This is a genomic window from Aquibacillus kalidii (assembly GCF_014280935.1).
Classification (GTDB): Bacteria; Bacillota; Bacilli; order Bacillales; family Amphibacillaceae; genus Aquibacillus_D; species Aquibacillus_D kalidii.
In genome coordinates this window covers 48,455-68,297 of the sequence record NZ_JACLZI010000040.1, presented here as the reverse complement: position 1 = coordinate 68,297, position 19,843 = coordinate 48,455, and the positions used below count along the sequence as shown (strand labels likewise).

The following is a 19,843-nucleotide window of genomic DNA, read 5'->3' as shown; positions in this document are numbered from 1 at the left end:
TATTATATGTCAGCAGAAGTAATTTATGGGAGTGAGCTTGCTGAGTCACTTCGTAATCAAATGAAGGAAGAAGTCGGAGAATTAAAGAATAAAGGGATTGTTCCGGGACTAACTGTTGTTCTAATTGGGGAAGATCCAGCATCTCAATCTTATGTAAGAGGGAAGCAAAAAGCATGTGACTATGTGGGGGTTGAATCCAATCTGATTGAATTGCCAAGTAGCACAACAGAAAAAGAATTGTTAAATCTAATTAGTAAGTTAAACAGTGATCAAACTGTTCACGGTATTTTAGTTCAATTACCACTTCCAAACCATATTAATGAACAAGCAATTATTGAAGCTATATCTCCAGAAAAAGATGTGGATGGCTTTCACCCAATTAATATTGGACGAATGATTGCAGGTAAGGATACGTTCTTCCCGTGCACTCCATTTGGCATCATTACAATGTTAAAATCAAAAAATATTCCAATTGAGGGTAAAAAAGCAGTTGTTATTGGTCGTAGTAATATTGTTGGTAAACCAGTTGGACAACTTTTATTAAATGAAAACGCAACGGTAACCTATTGTCATTCCAGAACAGAGAATATGCAAGAATATACAAAGGATGCCGATATTTTAATTGTAGCAGTAGGTAGAGCTAACTTCTTGTCAGGTGAAGATATAAAAGAAGGTGCAGTCGTTATTGATGTCGGGGTAAACCGAATGGAGGACGGCAAATTAACAGGAGATGTAGAGTTTGATTCTGCGAAAGAAAAAGCTGCTTATATTACACCAGTTCCTAAAGGTGTTGGCCCTATGACTATTACTATGCTATTACATAATACAATCAAATCGGCTAAACAATTTAATCAATGATAAGGCGAAGGTGTTAATACGTGAATGACAAGTACCTAACTGTCACTGCATTAACTAAATACATGAAACGTAAATTTGAGCTTGATAAACATTTAAGAAATGTTTGGTTAAAGGCTGAGATTTCTAATTTTAAACGTCATAGTCGTGGTCATATCTATTTAACATTAAAAGATGATAATTCTAGGATCCAAGCTGTTATGTTTGCTGGGAACAATCGTTTGTTAAAGTTTCAACCAGAAAATGGTATGAGTGTTCTAGTTAAGGGAGAAGTAAGTATATTTGAACCTCAAGGACAGTACCAACTGTATATTCAAGAAATGGAGCCAGATGGTATAGGCTCCCTTTATCTTGCTTTTGAGCAATTAAAAGACAGATTAGGTAAAGAAGGGTTGTTCGATCCGAGTAGAAAGCTTGCACTGCCAAAGTTTCCAAAACAAATTGGCGTTATAACATCGCCTACAGGAGCGGCGGTACGAGATATTTTAACGACAATAAGAAGGCGATATCCGATTGTCGGTGTTACTGTGATTCCTGTACTTGTGCAAGGGGAGTATGCAGCAAATTCTATCGCAAGGGCAATATCTTTTGCTAATCAACTTGATAAATTTGATCTTCTCATTGTTGGCCGAGGGGGAGGTTCCATAGAAGAACTGTGGAGCTTCAATGAAGAGGTTGTTGCAAGAGAAATTGCTCGTTCAACTGTTCCTATTATCTCAGCAGTTGGTCATGAAACAGATTTTACAATCAGTGACTTTGTTGCTGACCTACGTGCAGCAACTCCAACAGGCGCTGCTGAATTAGCAGTTCCTTCACAGGATGAGCTAAGGGAGAGAATTGGAAACTTAACGCGCTCCTTAGAAAGAACGCTTAAGACAAGTCTAACTAAATCGAAAGAACGTCTAGAACAACTAGCGAAGTCGTATGCTTTTCGTTATCCTGAACAGCTTGTTAAGCAAAAAGAGCAAGAGTTAGATAGAAATGTTGAGCGGCTTACTAAATCACTAAACAACCTACAAACTAACCAGAGTCAGCAATGGTTAAACATACATAAGCGGTTAACACAACAACACCCGAACAAACAAATTATTCAATTAAGTCAGGATATGTCTCAGCTTGTTTCCCGAATGAATCGAGCAATAAACAATAGTGTACAGGTGAAAGAAAAAAGGTTTTCATCTACTATTGATAAACTAACACTACTGAATCCACTGAATACAATGAAGCGCGGTTATTCTATTTCTTATTCTAAGGATGGAAAAGTTATCCAGTCCACTAAACAAATACAACTGGGAGATCAAGTTTCTATAAAGGTTTTAGATGGAACGTTAGATTGTCAAGTGTCGGGGATAGAGGAGGATAAAAAAGATGAGTAAAGAAGAAATATCATTCGAAGAGGCAATGAAGCAATTAGAAGATATAGTTGAAAAGCTTGAAGAAGGAGAAGTACCTCTAGAAAAAGCGATAAACTATTATCAAGACGGTATGAAATTATCGAAATTGTGCAGTGAAAAACTATCAAATGTTGAAAAACAAATGGAACAAATAGTGAACGAACAAGGAGAATTTAAAGCATTTTCTATCCAGGGGGAAGAATGAGCGTGACCAATAACTTTTCAACTTATCTTGCGGAGCGTCAACAACTCGTTACCGATGAACTTATTAAGCAAATAAGTAACCTTGAAGCGCCATCTCGGTTGAAAGACTCTATGCTATATTCTTTAGAAGCTGGTGGGAAAAGACTACGCCCTATTTTAATGATGGCAAGTTGTGAATCTTATGGAGGTAATTACAAGTCTGTTTTACCAGTAGCTATCGCACTCGAGATGATACATACGTATTCATTGATCCATGATGATCTTCCTGCGATGGATGATGATAACTTTCGAAGGGGAAAGCCAACAAACCATCGTAAATTTGATGAGGCTACTGCTATTTTGGCAGGTGATGGATTATTAACGTATAGCTTTGAGCATATTGTTAGCCTCCCTCATTTATCGTCAGAGCAGAAGCTTTTTCTGATCCGTATTTTATCAAAAGCAAGTGGACCAACAGGAATGGTTGCAGGACAAGTGTTAGATATGGAAGCGGAAAAGGTCGATTCGAGTTTAGCAGAACTTGAACAGATTCATCGTTTAAAAACAGGACAGCTAATAAACTTTGCAATTGTGGGTGGAGCTTTTATAGGTGGAGCGACTAAGGAACAACTGGAATCGATCGAGCATTTTTCCAATTATCTAGGCCTAATTTTTCAAGTGCAGGATGATATTCTTGATGTGACAGGTGACCAGGAAACTATCGGTAAGCCTGTAGGAAGCGACGAAGGGAATTATAAAAGTACGTATCCTAAATTACTAGGTATAGAGGGAGCCATAAAGAAGAAAAATGATTATGTGGCGAAAGCAAAAATAGCATTGTATAAAGCAGGTATTGAGCATTCAGTATTAGAGGAATTAACTGATTATTTGAGTAATAGAAACTATTAATTATCAGATTGAGTATTTAAGTATTCTATGTTATATTATTAAATACCATGGAATGGTGCAGTATTCTAGTCAGCTCTCCGTTTCTGAAGGCGGGCCTAAAAATCCGCCAAAGGGCACATCGATGAAGTTCCTTGTGCCGGCTTGAGGCGCCCAGCCTTGGGTTGGTGCTGGGAGTTAAGGTTGTAGGGCGATCCACAAAGGCATGTGGGCGAGGACCCTACTTCCGCGGAGGCCCATCTCTGTGGTGATTGCTTAGCCAAGGAATCACCATGGAATGGGGTATGAACCTACGTCATTAGGGTGGGGAACTCTAATGAGTAGCGTAGCCTGCCTTGAGTGGTGTTTGAGGGGATTATGGTTATAGGTGCTATAAGCTAGATGGCCACTAGCTTTAGTATTTTCATCCATATGAAATCAGCACTGCAAAAGAGGCTAGGAAACGGTTAAGGGCTGTAGAGGAAATCTCCTAGACTGTTCCATAAGGACATTTAAAAGGGATTATAGTGTGGACTAAGTGGTAATCCAGTCTAGCTGTTGGTGACAACGCTAAGGTGGGTTTAAAGGGGAACCGCCAGAATGGCAACATTCGGTACCCACCTGGGAAAACCTACTGGACCTAAGCCGCAGTTTTTACCTTTTAGATGACCATTCCTATTACATAAGAATGAGATTTATTTATATATAATGAGGGTATATGATGTTAAAAAAGCAGTTGCAAAAGTCGATAAAATTTAGCTTAGGTATCGCCGTTATCACGTTTGTGTTAGCGGCTATTTTTTCAGTCATCTCTTCCTCTGTGTTAAGCGGAGTGATGTGGGTAATAGGGCTAATTATAGTCCTATTAATTGTGCTTATTGGGGTTCTTTTTGATATGCTTGGTACAGCATCTGCAGCTGCAGAGGAGCCGCCTTTTCATGCAATGGCAGCAGAGCGTGTCCCTGGAGCAAAGCAAGCGATTACAATTGTAAGAAATGCCGAACGAGTTGCTAGCTTTTGTAACGATGTAATTGGAGATATTTCAGGTATTATAAGTGGTACTGCCTCCACATTTGTAGTACTTCAATTAGCAAATTCATTGGGCTATGCTGAGGGATCAACTTTACAACTAACAATTAATGTTTTACTTACAAGTGTAGTGGCAGCATTAACGGTAGGTGGAAAAGCAATTGGAAAGTTTTTTGCTATTCATTCCTCCACAAGTATTGTTTTTTTCGCAGGCAAAGTAGTTGCTATTATAGAAGAAAAACTTAAAATCAAAGTATTGCCACAAGATAAAAAATAATATGTGTCAAATATGTAGAAGGGGAGGAATCCCATTATGGATCTTACCAAAATTAAGGATCCTTCGTTCTTAAAAAAATTATCAAACGAAGAATTAGATGCATTAGCATTTGCAATCCGACAGTTTTTAATAAACAAATTATCTGTTACGGGAGGCCATTTAGGCGCCAATTTAGGTGTTGTTGAATTAACGTTAGCGTTGCACAAAAATTTTAACAGTCCGGAAGATAAATTTATTTTTGATGTTGGACATCAGTCCTACATCCACAAGATGCTAACTGGTCGAACAGATCAATTTGAAACACTTAGGCAATATAAAGGATTATGTGGCTTTCCTAAAATGAGTGAAAGTGAACATGATGTTTGGGAAACGGGACATAGTTCTACTTCTTTGTCTGCTGCAATGGGTATGGCTATAGCTAGAGATTTAAAAGGAGACAATAATTACATTGTTCCTATTATCGGTGACGGTGCTTTAACAGGTGGAATGGCTTTAGAGGCTTTAAATCATATTGGCCATGAAAAGAAGAATATGATTGTCATATTAAATGATAATGAAATGTCCATTGCAAATAATGTAGGTGCTTTGCACAAGGCACTCGGTCGGATGCGAAGCGCGGGGAAATATAGACGAGTAAAAGATGAGTTAGAGTGGCTCTTTAAAAAAATTCCTGCTGTAGGTGGTAGATTGGCACAAACGGCAGAGCGTATAAAGGATAGCATGAAATATTTTATGGTACCTGGGATGTTATTTGAGGAATTTGGCTTTACTTATTACGGGCCTGTGGATGGTCATAATTTTGCCGATCTACACGAAAATATTCAATACGCAAAGAAAACCGAAGGACCAGTCCTTATTCATGTTATGACACAAAAAGGAAAAGGCTATTATCCTGCTGAGTCAGATAAAAAAGATAAGTGGCATGGTGTTGGACCATATAAGATTGATTCCGGCGAAAAGATCAAGCCAGTAAACGCTCCTCCTGCATGGAGTCAGGTTGTTAGTGATACGTTATTTAAAATTGCAAAAGAAGATAAACGCCTTGCTGTTGTAACTCCAGCTATGATTCTTGGCTCAAAATTGGACAAGTTTCAGAAGGAATATCCAGATCGCTTGTTTGATGTTGGGATAGCGGAGCAACACGCTACAACAATGTCAGCTGGATTAGCAACACAGGGGATGAAGCCGTTTCTTGCAATTTATTCTACATTTTTACAACGTGCTTACGACCAAATGCTTCATGATGTGTGTAGGCAGAATTTAAATGTTGCCTTTGGAATCGATCGGGCAGGTTTAGTGGGAGCTGACGGTGAAACACATCAAGGAGTCTTTGATATTTCCTTCCTAAGACATATGCCTAACATTGTGATTATGATGCCTAAGGATGAAAATGAGTGCCAACATATGGTAAACACTGCAATTTCGTATAATGACGGACCTATAGCTTTAAGATATCCCCGTGATACAGCAATCGGTGTTCCGATGGATGATTCATTAACCACTATCCCTATCGGCACATGGGAAACTTTGAAGGAAGGTTCTGATGCTGTCTTATTAACTTTTGGAACTACAATCCAAATGGCAGTTGAAGCACACAAAGCATTATCTGAAAAGGGAATATCTCTTCGCGTTGTGAATGCTCGGTTTATTAAGCCATTGGATGAAAATATGTTACATGACATAATGTCATCAAATATTCCGATACTAACATTAGAAGAATCTGTTCTTCAAGGTGGATTTGGTAGTGCTATTTTAGAATTCGCAGAATCCAATCAGTATGATCATGTCGATATTAAACGAATGGGAATTCCAGACCGTTTTATTGAACATGGGAATGTAGAACAACTTCTAGAGGAAATTGGATTAACTACAGACGAAGTCGTTAATCAAGTACAACATTTGGTGTCAGGAAAAAGTACAATTAGAGAGCTTGAGTGATTAATGGGAAAAAAAGTTAGATTAGACGTTTTGTTAGTTGAACGCAATTTAATTGATACAAGGGAAAAAGCGAAAAGGTCAATTATGGCTGGGTTAGTTTATTCCGAGCAGAGCCGCTTAGATAAACCTGGTATGAAAGTGGATGAAGATATTCCATTATTAGTTAAAGGCAAACTTATTCCTTATGTCGGTCGTGGGGGACTAAAGCTTGAAAAAGCATTAAAAGTGTTTGATTTAAACATTGAAAATAAAATCATGATCGATATAGGTTCTTCCACCGGTGGATTTACAGATTGCGGATTACAAAATGGTGTAAAGCTAAGCTATGCTATTGATGTAGGGTATAATCAACTTGATTGGAAGCTTCGAAATGACGATAGAGTAGTCGTCATGGAAAGAACTAATTTTAGATATGTCACACCTGATATGCTTACTGAGGGAAAACCTGAATTTGCTTCTATTGATGTTTCATTCATATCGCTGAAGCTAATATTACCAGTTCTAGCTAAATTACTTGAACCAGGAAGTAATATAGTCGCATTAATTAAGCCACAGTTTGAAGCAGGGAAAGATCAAGTAGGAAAAAAGGGAATTGTGAGAGATCCACAAACACATAAACAAGTGTTGTCTAAGATTTTAACTTTTGCACTACAAGAAGGCTATAGCTTGAGAGGCTTAACGTTTTCTCCAATTACAGGAGGAGATGGTAACATAGAATTTTTGGCATGGTTAAATAGACGAGAAGAGGTAGAAACTAAAGAAGGAATTGTCTCGATTGATGTCGAAATTGACAATGTGGTCAATGAAGCCCATCAAACTCTAGATAAAGATTGATTATAAATTTCCTGATTTAGTCGATGCTTTTGATGTAACACGATTTACATGGACTACAGCAGGTGTAGTCCTTTTTTCTCGTTATATGTTAAGCAAACAAACAAAGGTAAAGGAGGTAGGACAAGGTGAACAAAGGCCAAAGACATATTAAGATTAGAGAATTGATCACAGATAACGATATTGAAACCCAAGATGAACTCGTCGAAGAACTTAGAAATTTAGGTTATAACGTTACACAAGCAACTGTTTCTCGTGATATAAAAGAATTACACCTTGTAAAGGTTCCAATGATTGACGGAAGATACAAATATAGCTTGCCGGCTGATCAACGATTTAATCCATTAGAAAAACTTAAGAGATTAATTATGGATGCATTTATTCGTATTGATACTGCGGGATACTTTATTGTATTAAAAACATTGCCGGGGAATGCAAATGCTGTCGGTGCTTTAATTGATAATCTGGAATGGCAAGAAATTCTTGGTACAATTTGTGGTGATGATACGATACTCATTATTTGTAGAACAGAACCAGATACGACAATTATTAAAGAACGCTTGTTAGAAATGTTATAAATAGATATATTTTCGCCACGATTGGAGTGGATGGAACATGTTAACGGAGCTTTCCATAAAAGATTTTGCGATTATAGATGAAATTACGATCACATTTAATGAAGGGTTAACTGTACTAACTGGGGAAACTGGTGCGGGAAAATCAATTATCATTGATGCTGTAGAGTTGTTAACAGGGGGTAGGGGATCAGTTGAATTTGTTCGATACGGAACAAACAAGGCTGTTTTAGAAGGACTATTCACGATTGAGGATAGCAACCACACTATTTTTCAAAAAGGGAAGGAATATGGAATTGAAATCAAAGAAGATGGAATGATCGTTCTCAATCGAACTATAACAGCTAACGGGAAAAGTATCTGTCGAGTTAATGGGAAATTAGTAACTCTTGCCATCTTGAAAGAGTTTGGCAAAGCTTTAATTGACATACATAGCCAGCATGAGACTCAGTCGCTAATGGATAGTGATCGGCATATTGAGTTACTTGATTTATATAGATCCGAAGAAATGGCACAGGTGAAAGACGAGTATTACCAAGTGTTTAGAAAGTGGAGAGAACTTAAAAAGAAATATAGTAAGTGGAGTGAAAATGAACAAGAAATGGCTCAGAGATTAGATTTGCTCCAGTTTCAACTTAATGAATTACAAGAAGCAGATCTACAACCATGCGAAGATATCCAGTTAGTTGAAGAGCGTGATAAGCTTGTTAATTTTGAAAAAATTTATCAAGGAATAAATGATGCTTATAATGCTCTTTACGGGGAACAAAAAGGGTTGGATTGGTTATCCTTGGCATTGAATGGAATTGAAACAGCAAGCGAATATGATGAAGGTTTATTACGAAAGAAAGAAGAGTTCTCTAATCACTATTATTTAATTGAGGAATTATCATTTGATTTAAGAAATTATATTGACAATTTAGAATTTGATCCTGAACGATTGAACTTATTGGAGAGCAGAATTAATGAGATTAACCGCTTGAAGAAGAAGTATGGCGTAACAGTTGAAGAGATATTAGAATACTTGGCGAAAATTGAAGAAGAAATAGATGAAATTATTAATCGGGATTCTCACCTGATAAAGCTAGCGCATGAACTAGAAGAACTCGGACAAGATGTTATTTTAGAGGCAAAGCAACTTCACGATATTAGAAAAGAAGCTGCACAATCTTTAATAAAAGATATTCACCAAGAACTAAAAGATTTATATCTGGAGAAGGCTGCATTTGATGTTTCCATATCTGTTAATAAGGGAAAAGAGGATGATCCGAAGTATGGAGGCACACCAGTTAGTCTTTCTGCCAATGGATATGATCTAGTTCGTTTTCTCATTACTACCAATCCAGGAGAACCTTTAAAAGAAATCAACAAGGTTGCTTCCGGTGGGGAGTTATCAAGAATTATGTTGGCTTTAAAAAAGATTTTCGCAAAACATCAAGGAGTAACGAGTGTTATTTTCGATGAAGTCGATACTGGAGTAAGTGGACGTGTTGCACAAGCAATTGCAGAAAAAATATACGGTATATCTTCTGGTTCACAAGTGCTATGTATTACCCATTTACCACAAGTTGCGTCCATGGCAGATACTCATTTGTTAATTGAAAAACATGTGACAAATGAGCGAACAAGTACCTCAGTCATGGAGTTAAGTAAACGAGAAAGAATTGAAGAAATAGGACGTATGGTAACAGGCTCAGAGTTAACTGACACTTCAAAAGAACATGCGAAGGAGTTAATTAAACTCGCAGATATGTTTAAGGATAAACGCTAAAAACCTTGCTCATGATTGAGTGGGGTTTTTTATATAGCTTCGTTTGCTCGTGGGTATTCAGATTTCTATAGCTTTTTAGTTAAAATAGCCAACAATTTCTTGTGATTTAAATGATGTAATAAGGTTATGCTAACTAGAAGAGAAGGAGAAATGTTGATTAGGAAAAAGAGAAATATACAAAAGAAATTCTTGTTAGTTAAGGGAAAGTTCACCCTAATTTCTTAACTTTGCAAGGTTTAAAACACTTTGCGTAAGGTCAAATTAGAAGTACAGATAAAAATAAAAAATGGGTTAGGAACGAGGAGAGTGAAATGATGAGATCAGAATGGATTCGTAATGGAATAGGAATTATGCTCCTTGTTGCTTTCCTTTGTATTCCATTTATTACACCAATTCAGACATACCTTTCAATACCAAATCAAATCACTACTTTTAATAACCAAAGTTCCATTAGTGTCCCCACGATGGGGAAAAGTGTTACAGTAAGTTCAACTCCTAATGATGAAGTTATTCATGCAATTGGCTCGTCAGAATTTAAACCTTTAGCTAGTGGCCAGACAGACCTTGTGTACGAAATGGCTGGTATTCCTATTAAAAGGGTTAATGTGGATGTTTTAGATGATTTTAGAGTTATACCTGGTGGTCAATCCATTGGTGTCAACCTACAAACTTTGGGTGTATTAGTGGTAGGACATCATTTAGTTGATACAGCTGATGGACAAGTTTCACCTGGTGAAGAAGCCGAGATTGAGGTTGGCGATACGATTTTAAGTATAAATGGTAAAAAAATTAGTAATATGAAAGAAGTCACTCCTCTTGTAGAGAAAGCTGGAAAAAACAATGAAGCATTACAGGTTAAAATTAAAAGAGGAGAAAAAAAGTTAGATACGGAATTGAAGCCTTATCTAGATGCTAAGGATGAAAAATATCGAATAGGTTTGTATATCAGAGATTCAGCAGCAGGGATCGGTACTATGACCTTTTATCATCCCGAATCGAAAAAATATGGAGCTCTAGGCCATGTTATTTCCGATATGGATACAAGAGAACCAATAGAAATTAATGACGGTACTATTATGCGCTCCACAATTAAGTCAATACAAAAAGGTTCAAATGGAACACCTGGAGAAAAGAAAGCTGAATTTTCTGCAGGTAGTAATAAGATAGGGAATATTACCAAGAATTCGCCATTTGGTGTATTTGGAGAATTGGATAAGAAGCTTTCCGGTAGTAAATATAATAAGCCAATGCCAATCACCCTTCCAGAGGAAGTAAAAGAAGGACCGGCAAAGATTTTGACTGTTGTAGAAGGCGAAAAGGTAGAAGAATTTGATGTTGAAATTGTTAATAGTGTGGAACAAGATCACCCGGCAACAAAAGGGATGATCGTCAAAATTACGGACGAAGAACTCCTAAATAAAACTGGAGGAATAGTTCAAGGGATGAGCGGTAGTCCAATCATTCAAGATGGTAAGGTGGTTGGAGCAGTGACTCATGTATTTGTAAACGATCCAACGTCTGGGTATGGTGTGCATATAGAATGGATGTTACATGAAGCGGGTATAGATATATACAAGGGACAACAAGAAGCAAGCTAAAGCAAAAAAGCTCTTATCACAGATAAGAGCTTTTTTGCTACATAACTTTAAAAAATACTAATAAATTTCAACTTTTTACAATATGATAAAGATATACGATAAACTTCGAAATATATTATAAAGAATAAATTTATAGGAAACTTTGGGTAAATGTGCTATAATTAATATAAAGATTTTTCGACAAAAGCACGAAATACTTGTCATAATTACTCGAAATACTAAGTAAATGAGAGAAAAGTAAAGTAATCTTAAAAAAATCAAATCTTTTTTGGCTAAAAGAAGGAAATTTCGAACTTGTGTCGAAAATGTAAGGTGGAACAGGACTACGTTAGGAGGAACTTGGAGTGGAAAAAATTAAAGTATGTTTGGTCGATGACAATCGAGAGCTAATCCAAATGATGGAGGAATATTTTGAGGATCAATCCGATATCGAAGTCATCGGTACAGCTTATAATGGGAAAGAATGTTTAGAATTAATGAATGAGATCGAACCAGATGTCTTGGTTCTTGATATTATTATGCCTCATGTGGACGGCCTTGCAGTTCTTGGGAAAATTAAAGAACAAAATAGGGCAAAACACCCCAATGTTATTATGTTAACGGCATTCGGCCAAGAAGAGGTAACAAAGAAAGCTGTAGACTTAGGTGCATCTTACTTCATTCTTAAGCCTTTTGATCTTGAGAATTTAGCAGATCAAGTAAGACAAACCCACGGTGTTAAGACGACAATAGAAAATAAAATTCCTAAACAAAGGGTTACAGAAACGAAGAAACTAGACCTCGAAACAAATATCACTCACATTATTCATGAAATCGGCGTACCAGCGCATATTAAGGGCTATATGTATCTTCGTGAAGCAATTACAATGGTTTATAAGGATATTGAATTATTAGGGTCTATTACGAAAGTGTTATATCCAGATATAGCAAAGAAATATAATACTACTGCATCCCGTGTAGAAAGAGCAATTCGCCACGCCATTGAAGTTGCTTGGAGCAGAGGGAATATGGATTCAATCTCTTCTCTATTTGGTTACACAGTTAGTATTTCTAAAGCAAAACCAACCAATAGTGAATTTATCGCAATGGTTGCAGATCGTCTTCGTTTAGAGCACCGCGCAAGTTAATCCCTTGTGGGAGTAAGGTTTATAAAGGTTTATGTAAATGAAAATCGTGACACAGTTGACCAACTAACATTGTTTTGTACCAATAAACAACTTAGGGTTGACTGTACTAAAAAGTCTCTTATTCATTGTGTAAAAAACAATGGGATGGGAGGCTTTTTTGTTGTGAAAAATATTGAATTTCACTTGGATAATTTTATGCTTTATTGCGATTCAAAAAATTTAAGTCGCAAGAGTCTAAAATCATACGAACAAACAATACGTTTGTTTCAGTTGTATCTGGAAAACGAACACAAAATAACTGAGGTAAATGAAATTAGAAGTGGTCATATAAGGCAGTATATTAAATATTTACGTGAAAGGGGCAAATATACTGTTGTATCTAATGGTCATTATTCGAAAATAAACTATCCAGACCGTAGAACAGATCTGGGTCACTCTCTTTCAGACACTACAATCGCAAACTATTTAAGGAACATTAAGGTATTTTTTAATTTTTTATATAAGGAAAGAGAAATTGTCAGAAATCCCGTTGAAAATATCGAGAATATTAAGCCTACACGGAAACAGAAACAACTATTGAAACCTGAGGAAATAAAAAGGCTTCTAAATACCATGGACATTACAAAATTTCATGAGTATAGGCTGTGGATTCAAGTAAGGTTATGTCTTGACACTGGAATAAGGGCTGGAGAATGTGTTGAATTAATGCCGAATGACATTGATTTTAAGTACAGTTCATTACTCGTTAGAAATCCAAAAAATCACAAGGAGAGGTATGTTTATTTTTCTCGAAAAATGAATGTAGATCTAAAAAGATGGATTCAATACAGGGATAGGTTTAGTGATAGTGATTATCTTTTTCCAACAATTAGAGGAACTAAACAAGACGTTAGAAATTTTGAACGGTCATTAAGAAAGGTTGGGGAAAAAGTTAATATAAATGTACATCCTCATTTGTTGAGAAATTCATTTGCTAAGTATTATTTGACAGGTGGAATAGGTAGTGGAAAAGGATCACAAGGAGATTTTTCCACACTAAGCAGAATTCTAGGACATTCTTCCGCAGAAGTAACGGCTAGGGCTTACTTGGACTTTACAGATGATGAAATAAGACTTAATTATCAGAGGCATTCACCATTAAATAATTTGGATTTATAAAATTAAACAAAAAAATAGACCATCCATAAAAGGATAGTCATACTCGATTAATCTCTATTGGCGTAGAGGTCAAAATATTTAATCAACTACAAATATTATAATCGAAAAAAAGCGTTTTGGCAAACGTTTATTTAGTTATGACTAATTTTCCCTAATGGACGGTTCAAGGGGAGAAACTCATGTTAAATATCAGAGAACTTCAAAATGAAGTTTCGTTTAATTCAATCAAATCAATGGATACTAATATCAATAACTTCTTTAAACATCACAAATTTGACCTCAACGAATCTACATACAAAGTCCTTAGAGACTTACAGCAACACTCAGTAAAGTTTATAGGTGTTAGCTTTAGTAAATATGCTACAATCGCACAACGTCTCTCTATAAGCCCCAGAACAGTTATAAGAGCGATTAATTCATTAGTTGATTATGGGATTATCAAAAAAATTAAAACAAGAAAAAATACAGGTAAGCAAGGTTCAAACATCTTTGTTATCCAACAGTGGCAGTCTGAAAGTCATTCTGAATGTCACTCTGATAATGAGGTGATTGAACCTACAGAGAGTAGATCTCAACGGACAAAATTTTCTAGTGAAACAGAATATAAGCAGAGTATAAACATTTCTAAACAAAGTAATAACGTAAAGCCGGATTCAACTTTGAATCGGGACAACTTGTCACTGTTAGATTCGTCTTTTATCCCAACCAACGTTAATAAATCATTTATTGACATAGCAAAATCATTCTTTAATCCGTCACAAGTATATGGATTGTGGAAACGTGTCTTAATAGCTTATAACAAAGCTAGATTAAGTATGCCTATTAATCATTATGTAGATCAAGTAATTAAAGTATTTAAGACTACAGTATTTGCCTATAAGAACGGTTATATCCGTACCACATTCAATCAATATTTTTATGGTGGTCTAATTAACGTATTCCATCAAATAAAGCGTTCTGAGGTACATAATAGTTCAAATACGCTTTACTATGACTGGTTAAATGAAGGCTAATTACTGGTTATTTCATCATGTCTTAATAGCAGTCGAACTAACTTTTCAATATTGGGTGAACCCACTTCAGAAAATGTTCCTATGCCAGGAATGTAGATAATGGATTCTCCTTTTTCATTCTTAGATATCTTGGGTTTAATATTATTGTTCAATTATTATCTCCTTGTCATCAACAGGCACTATTTCAACTATATCGGATATACTGTCGCAATCTAAGTACTCACAAAGCAACACTATTACATCTAAGGCTATGTACTCTCCATGTTTCATTTTTTGAAGTGTAGAAGGTGAAATGCCTAAATCATTTTTTAAATCAACTTTCTTTTTATCCTTATCAATCAATGTTTTTTCAAACGGTTTGTAACTGATTTTTATTGTAGTAGCTTTACGCCTTTCTTTCTTTACCATAAGTTTAGATCCTCCCTTATATTTGATATGATTATATCATTTTTTTAAAAAAAGTTCGATAAGTTGTATCAAAAGCATTGACTTGTTGTTCGATATTTAATACTATAATATACAAGAAGTCGAACTTTTAGAACTTGGGAGGGTGAATAAATGCAAGAGAAAACAATAAACAGATTTTATATATCACTAGGCATATTAGCAGCACTGTTCCTTTACTTAACTTTGATTAATGCCTAAATTATTAGCAAAGGTGAGTGAGTAGCATGGAGCGTTGGAACATCCGGTATTATGACGAAAACGGGGAATATCAGTCTTGGGTATTTACTGACTTCGATAAACTATGCAACCTTGAGAGATCATTGCGTAAAGATGGAGTTGTCTTTGCAACTGACTACTACCAAGGGAATGAATTAATAAACGCTAGTGATAGAATAATTTAAAATTAAATTAAGACTGGGGGCTGCAATAGATGAGAAGACACTTACTTAACGTTATGGAAGTAAAAGATTACACATACAAAGAGATTGCCAAAAAAGTAAATTGCTCACAGGGAACTATCTTCAAATTTTTAGATGGCCAGAAAATTGAAGTTGAACTGGTTTTGGATATTGTTAAATTACTGGCTCCAGAAAAAGAAGAAGAATTTATGGTTCAATATTGTAAAGAAATAGACAAGCCAAAACACATTAAAGTCGCAATGGAGTACTGCAGCACTCACCATTATTTTGACGGATTAAAAGAATTGATAAATAAAAGCAATAGTTACAGTAATAAAGAATTAAATCAATGGTCATTCATCTATGATACTCATCTTAAGTGGAAAAGTGGTTCAATAAATAGTAATGAGATGTACAATGCAATTATCTGTTCAGATAGTAAAAATGTTGAACTACATCTATTCAAACAAATTATGCAAATGTATCACTTCTATGAACTAAAAAAGTTTGACTTAGTTGAACAGATCTACAACTTAGCAAAATTAAAATCTGATGAACTAGAAGACGGCTACATTAAATCATCATACCAGGCTAGGATGTATCAAATGTATTCGCACATATCTTTAAGAGTATTAAACATACCGCTACAAGCACGTAAGTATGCATTTAAGATAATTGATTCAGACGTAGGTATTAGTTATACAGCATTCGCTTATCATGTTATTGCACTGTCTTATTTCAATGACTCTCAATTAAAAATGAATCACTATGCCAATGTGTCAATTAAGTATTTTAATGAAGCATATTCTGAGAAGGTTGTCCATGATATTCATTTACGATTTGATAAGCTAAACATGATTATGTCTAACAATCTAAACAATGAGTTTGAACGTGATAATGATGATGCTTTAGATTTGTATCTAGAAGGGATTCAATCTAATGATCAATACTTATTGTTGGAATCTTTATCTAGATTTACTAACAACAAAGATAGGTTCCTTGCTCAACTTCCTGAACAGGCATTGTTGGACATGGGAATAAAAACAAGCCTAGTTAAATCAATGGTAAATAATATTTAATCTTCCAAAAATTGAAAGGGGGTGATAAAATTGAAAAAAGGTTTATTGTTGTTAGGTACTCTTGCATTAATCATAAGCTTTGGTTTTCTTGATCCAGATCCACCAGTAGGCAAAGGTGATAAAACTGTAATAAATATTGGCTTACAAAAAGATCCTGATCCTCCAGTAGGTTAAACAACCTAGACTTACATAATTAATAAGACGTTACCTTTTTTATTAAGGGTAGCGTCTTTAGTAATTTTAAGAGATATTCACAAAAATTTTAAAATAAAAAAACGTGAACAAGGGGAGAGAAAAATGAATTTTAAAGTAGAAGAAGCAATGTCCGAACTAGGAATCAATCAAGGAGATCATCAGAGGCAATTTTTGTTCCTCATCAAAGAGCATAAGGACTTCGTTGAGTTTATGGACAAGTTTTATACAGGAGTAATTGCAGAGGACTTAGGATTATATCGAACGCATAAGCGTAAGCAGGTAACAATGAGTTTAGAAGAATTTATTGAAGGAATGAAAACAAATAAAAAACAGACCCTTGAAGTGGTAGTTCAAGAGCCTGTCACTGTTGGATATATCTCGTTAATGGACAATTCAAATATAACACACAATGAATTGTATGAAAAGATACAAGATTTAGTAGAAGTTCCTTTTATTAATATCTTGAAAGATTGGGATATGGATTATGAAGAAGAATCAGATGATTTCATGATCAAACTATAAATCTTTAAAGGAGGTTCGATTCCGGTATGGATATTAAAAAACATTATACTTTCAAAGCGACAATTAAAAAGAAAGAAAAAACGTAGGAATCTGAAATGGTTTATGATAACGCACTTAGACAATATGCAGAACAATTATTAATGATAGCGCATAAACACAACTTAATAAATAAATATTGACAAACTATATAGTAATATGGTATTGATATTTGACCATCTTTGATGTATAATTAATTTAAGGATATTTATGCATAGGAAAAAGCTCCATCTAATTCGGTGGAGTTAACTTTTCTATTCTTTTAATTAAGTCATGTATATACTTGTGGCTAATTTTAACTTTTATCTTAATTATATAATATACCACTACTGGGATAAATGCAATAGAGAATCAAAAAATAATTTAAAAAGGGAGAGATTAAATGAGTAAAAGTGAATTGTATTTAGACGCATTATCAAGCACGTTAAAGGATGCGGCAGAGGATGTTGAAAACATAGATAAGGACACTTTAAAGAAGATTATTTTTAACGGTATTAAGTCTGTAAACAGTAAGTATAAAGCTGTTGATTACCAAGGAGCGATGCATGACTTTCAATTAGTTAATGTAATTAAAGAGTCTGTGGAAAGGTTGACTCCAAGAGAATTTATGACGGTTTTTCCTATCCGTAAAACTTATGACGGTGAAAAATGGGGAGTTAAAGATTTCTTCTCAACAATGGAAACGGTAAACGAAATAGGAATGGATAATATCATAGGTGATCAATCTTCTCACTTCTTAATGGAATATGACAATTTGACTGTAAGAGTGTTTTTGGTTGCTAGTTTAAATATTATGAGTAATATTCGGAAATTTGAAGGTAAGCCTTCGATAGCTGAAGAATGGGCAAATAAAGTAGGAATTAATACATACAAACAATATATGGATCACACCGGCAAGGAATATATGGTTGACAATAATGGACGTTCATTTGGTATCAAGAAGGTTAGACCAAGTTATCTGAAAGTAGTGAAATAATTATCAAGAATTTAATCAAATTTAGGAGGTTATTCAAATGAACACAAATGAAGCGTTTGAGAAGTTAAAAGAGGCAGGTGTGACCGATAATATTCAAACGGTTAGAAGATGGCTGAGAGAAGGGGAGATTAAGGCTACACGGTCAGAATATCGTAAAGCTGGATTTGATATTAGTTATTCTAGTTTAATCAGTTTTATAGACAAAAGGACAGGCATGTATAAAGAGATTGAGAATAAAGAACTGAGTAAATCAATAGATGAAATTTACGAACAAAATTCGGAATTAGAGATTAAAATTTGGAAGTTGGAAAAGGAAAATAAGGAATTGAAAGAAAAAGTTCCAGATTATGAGGACGATTTTAGTAAAAGGGTTAACAGACTATCCAAAAACTTACACCCATGTTTTAAAGAATTAGAGTATCAGTTGGATTTAGATATAGCTGAATGGTTATCTCTTTTTTCTATAAACGTTCAGAATAAAATCAGAGACATTGATTTGAGTTATAGAAATTGCAAACAGATTCGTGAAAGGTCAAGTTTCTACGATTTGTTAATTAATTACTCAGCTATAACAGGTAAACAAATGAACAGATATATTGAACTGACAGTGTCACTAGAAGGTAGACTGTTTAACACTAACAAAGAAATAGACAATCAATTAGTAAAAGGTTCAACAAAGGATGAGATTGATTCGCTACTTGATCAATTAGAAGAATTAATTATCGAAAGAAAAAATGAAGGCTCTAAACAATCTAACTATGACTGGTCTAAATTATTCTCTAATATTGCACAAAACAACATTAACTATCGTGAAAAATTAGGTTTATCGTCTAATGTTACAGACAGTGAAGTTAAAAAGGAGTTTAAACGAGTATTAAAGATATTACATCCAGATCACGGTGGAAATGCAAAGTTATTTCAAGAGTATAAAACAATGTACGACGATTTTAGAAAAAAACTAAAATAACAACATCTATTATTACATAATGTAACATTACATCTTACAACATTAACAATTACCCAAAGGAGTGCTACCCAAAGAATGAAACAATATTTTTTCTGTTATGATAAAAAATTACTCAAATTCCTAAAACGTGATAGATCGTTATCTTATATCTGTCACGGTATCCATCCTAAAACATGGAAAGACTTTTATTTATTCCCTATCACCGATGAATTAGATAACGCTTTACAAGAGTACAGTGACAAAAACGGTACGGTATGAAACCTTGATTTAACAGGCTTTATTGCGAAAAAACAACTATATATGCGTAATAATTAGGACGATTGCATAACACCTGTGACAAAAACGGGATTACAAAATGTCCAAAATTAAAGAATCAGTGACAAAAACGGTATGTATAGGAGACGACAAAGAATGTTGATATATCAAGGTTTTTAGAAAAGTGGTCTGAAAAACTGTGACAAAAACAGGATTACAAATTATCCAAAATCCAAATTTAATGACAAAAACGGGATTAAGTGAACTTGAACTAATAATTTAGAGTAAATTTAAATTAATATCTCACGGTGAAAATAAAAACCAATTTCCCCGT

The 19,843-nt window shown here is 34.8% G+C and carries 20 protein-coding genes; 19 read left to right on the top strand and 1 reads right to left on the bottom strand.

Going from position 1 to position 19,843, the window contains the following annotated elements; all coding sequences use genetic code 11:
- Nucleotides 1–6 precede the first annotated feature (6 nt).
- From folD to H7K77_RS11930, 13 genes are all read left to right on the top strand, one after another.
- The gene (folD, locus tag H7K77_RS11990; RefSeq protein WP_186578084.1) at nt 7–858 is read left to right on the top strand and encodes a bifunctional methylenetetrahydrofolate dehydrogenase/methenyltetrahydrofolate cyclohydrolase FolD; all 852 of its coding nucleotides are present in this window, start codon (nt 7–9) and stop codon (nt 856–858) included.
- A gap of 20 nt (nt 859–878) precedes the next feature.
- Nucleotides 879–2,231 (top strand): exodeoxyribonuclease VII large subunit, encoded by a 1,353-nt coding sequence (gene xseA, locus H7K77_RS11985; protein WP_186578083.1) that lies wholly within the window; start codon nt 879–881, stop codon nt 2,229–2,231.
- A complete protein-coding gene (locus H7K77_RS11980) occupies nt 2,224–2,454 on the top strand; it encodes an exodeoxyribonuclease VII small subunit (protein WP_186578082.1) in 231 nt (76 codons plus the stop codon). Before xseA ends, H7K77_RS11980 begins: the two co-directional genes overlap by 8 nt.
- A 2-nt stretch (nt 2,455–2,456) precedes the next feature.
- Nucleotides 2,457–3,341, top strand: coding sequence for a polyprenyl synthetase family protein (locus H7K77_RS11975; protein ID WP_328701103.1), 885 nt, complete (start codon nt 2,457–2,459; stop codon nt 3,339–3,341).
- 697 nt (nt 3,342–4,038) lie between these two features.
- Nucleotides 4,039–4,623: a hypothetical protein gene (locus tag H7K77_RS11970; protein ID WP_186578080.1), complete on the top strand. Its 585-nt coding sequence runs from the start codon at nt 4,039–4,041 to the stop codon at nt 4,621–4,623.
- Between the two features lie 36 nt (nt 4,624–4,659).
- On the top strand, nt 4,660–6,561 hold the full coding sequence (gene dxs / locus H7K77_RS11965) for a 1-deoxy-D-xylulose-5-phosphate synthase (protein WP_186578079.1): 1,902 nt from the start codon (nt 4,660–4,662) through the stop codon (nt 6,559–6,561).
- Between the two features lie 3 nt (nt 6,562–6,564).
- Nucleotides 6,565–7,395, top strand: a complete 831-nt coding sequence (locus H7K77_RS11960) for a TlyA family RNA methyltransferase (RefSeq protein WP_186578078.1) — start codon at nt 6,565–6,567, stop codon at nt 7,393–7,395.
- Between the two features lie 125 nt (nt 7,396–7,520).
- Nucleotides 7,521–7,970: a transcriptional regulator AhrC/ArgR gene (ahrC, locus tag H7K77_RS11955; protein ID WP_186578077.1), complete on the top strand. Its 450-nt coding sequence runs from the start codon at nt 7,521–7,523 to the stop codon at nt 7,968–7,970.
- A gap of 37 nt (nt 7,971–8,007) precedes the next feature.
- On the top strand, nt 8,008–9,738 hold the full coding sequence (gene recN, locus H7K77_RS11950) for a DNA repair protein RecN (protein WP_186578076.1): 1,731 nt from the start codon (nt 8,008–8,010) through the stop codon (nt 9,736–9,738).
- Nucleotides 9,739–10,052: 314 nt separating this feature from the next.
- On the top strand, nt 10,053–11,336 hold the full coding sequence (gene spoIVB / locus H7K77_RS11945) for a SpoIVB peptidase (RefSeq protein WP_186578075.1): 1,284 nt from the start codon (nt 10,053–10,055) through the stop codon (nt 11,334–11,336).
- Between the two features lie 344 nt (nt 11,337–11,680).
- Nucleotides 11,681–12,463: a sporulation transcription factor Spo0A gene (gene spo0A, locus H7K77_RS11940; protein WP_186578074.1), complete on the top strand. Its 783-nt coding sequence runs from the start codon at nt 11,681–11,683 to the stop codon at nt 12,461–12,463.
- A gap of 162 nt (nt 12,464–12,625) precedes the next feature.
- Nucleotides 12,626–13,621, top strand: a complete 996-nt coding sequence (locus tag H7K77_RS11935) for a tyrosine-type recombinase/integrase (RefSeq protein WP_328701102.1) — start codon at nt 12,626–12,628, stop codon at nt 13,619–13,621.
- A gap of 179 nt (nt 13,622–13,800) precedes the next feature.
- Complete coding sequence (locus tag H7K77_RS11930) at nt 13,801–14,634, top strand: helix-turn-helix domain-containing protein (protein ID WP_186578073.1); 834 nt, start codon at nt 13,801–13,803, stop codon at nt 14,632–14,634.
- 141 nt (nt 14,635–14,775) lie between these two features.
- On the opposite strand, the gene H7K77_RS11925 is transcribed toward H7K77_RS11930, so the two are convergent.
- A complete protein-coding gene (locus H7K77_RS11925; protein ID WP_186578072.1) occupies nt 14,776–15,042 on the bottom strand; it encodes a helix-turn-helix domain-containing protein in 267 nt (88 codons plus the stop codon).
- Nucleotides 15,043–15,305: 263 nt separating this feature from the next.
- On the opposite strand from H7K77_RS11925, the gene H7K77_RS11920 reads away from it, so the two are divergent.
- From H7K77_RS11920 to H7K77_RS11895, 6 genes are all read left to right on the top strand, one after another.
- Complete coding sequence (locus H7K77_RS11920) at nt 15,306–15,482, top strand: hypothetical protein (protein WP_186578071.1); 177 nt, start codon at nt 15,306–15,308, stop codon at nt 15,480–15,482.
- 29 nt (nt 15,483–15,511) lie between these two features.
- The gene (locus H7K77_RS11915) at nt 15,512–16,558 is read left to right on the top strand and encodes an AimR family lysis-lysogeny pheromone receptor (protein ID WP_186578070.1); all 1,047 of its coding nucleotides are present in this window, start codon (nt 15,512–15,514) and stop codon (nt 16,556–16,558) included.
- Nucleotides 16,559–16,588: 30 nt separating this feature from the next.
- The gene (locus H7K77_RS11910; protein ID WP_186578069.1) at nt 16,589–16,732 is read left to right on the top strand and encodes a hypothetical protein; all 144 of its coding nucleotides are present in this window, start codon (nt 16,589–16,591) and stop codon (nt 16,730–16,732) included.
- A 123-nt stretch (nt 16,733–16,855) separates the two neighbouring features.
- The gene (locus H7K77_RS11905) at nt 16,856–17,275 is read left to right on the top strand and encodes a hypothetical protein (RefSeq protein ID WP_186578068.1); all 420 of its coding nucleotides are present in this window, start codon (nt 16,856–16,858) and stop codon (nt 17,273–17,275) included.
- Nucleotides 17,276–17,693: 418 nt separating this feature from the next.
- Nucleotides 17,694–18,287, top strand: coding sequence for a hypothetical protein (locus H7K77_RS11900; protein ID WP_186578067.1), 594 nt, complete (start codon nt 17,694–17,696; stop codon nt 18,285–18,287).
- A gap of 37 nt (nt 18,288–18,324) precedes the next feature.
- Complete coding sequence (locus tag H7K77_RS11895) at nt 18,325–19,254, top strand: hypothetical protein (RefSeq protein WP_186578066.1); 930 nt, start codon at nt 18,325–18,327, stop codon at nt 19,252–19,254.
- Nucleotides 19,255–19,843: the final 589 nt, after the last annotated feature.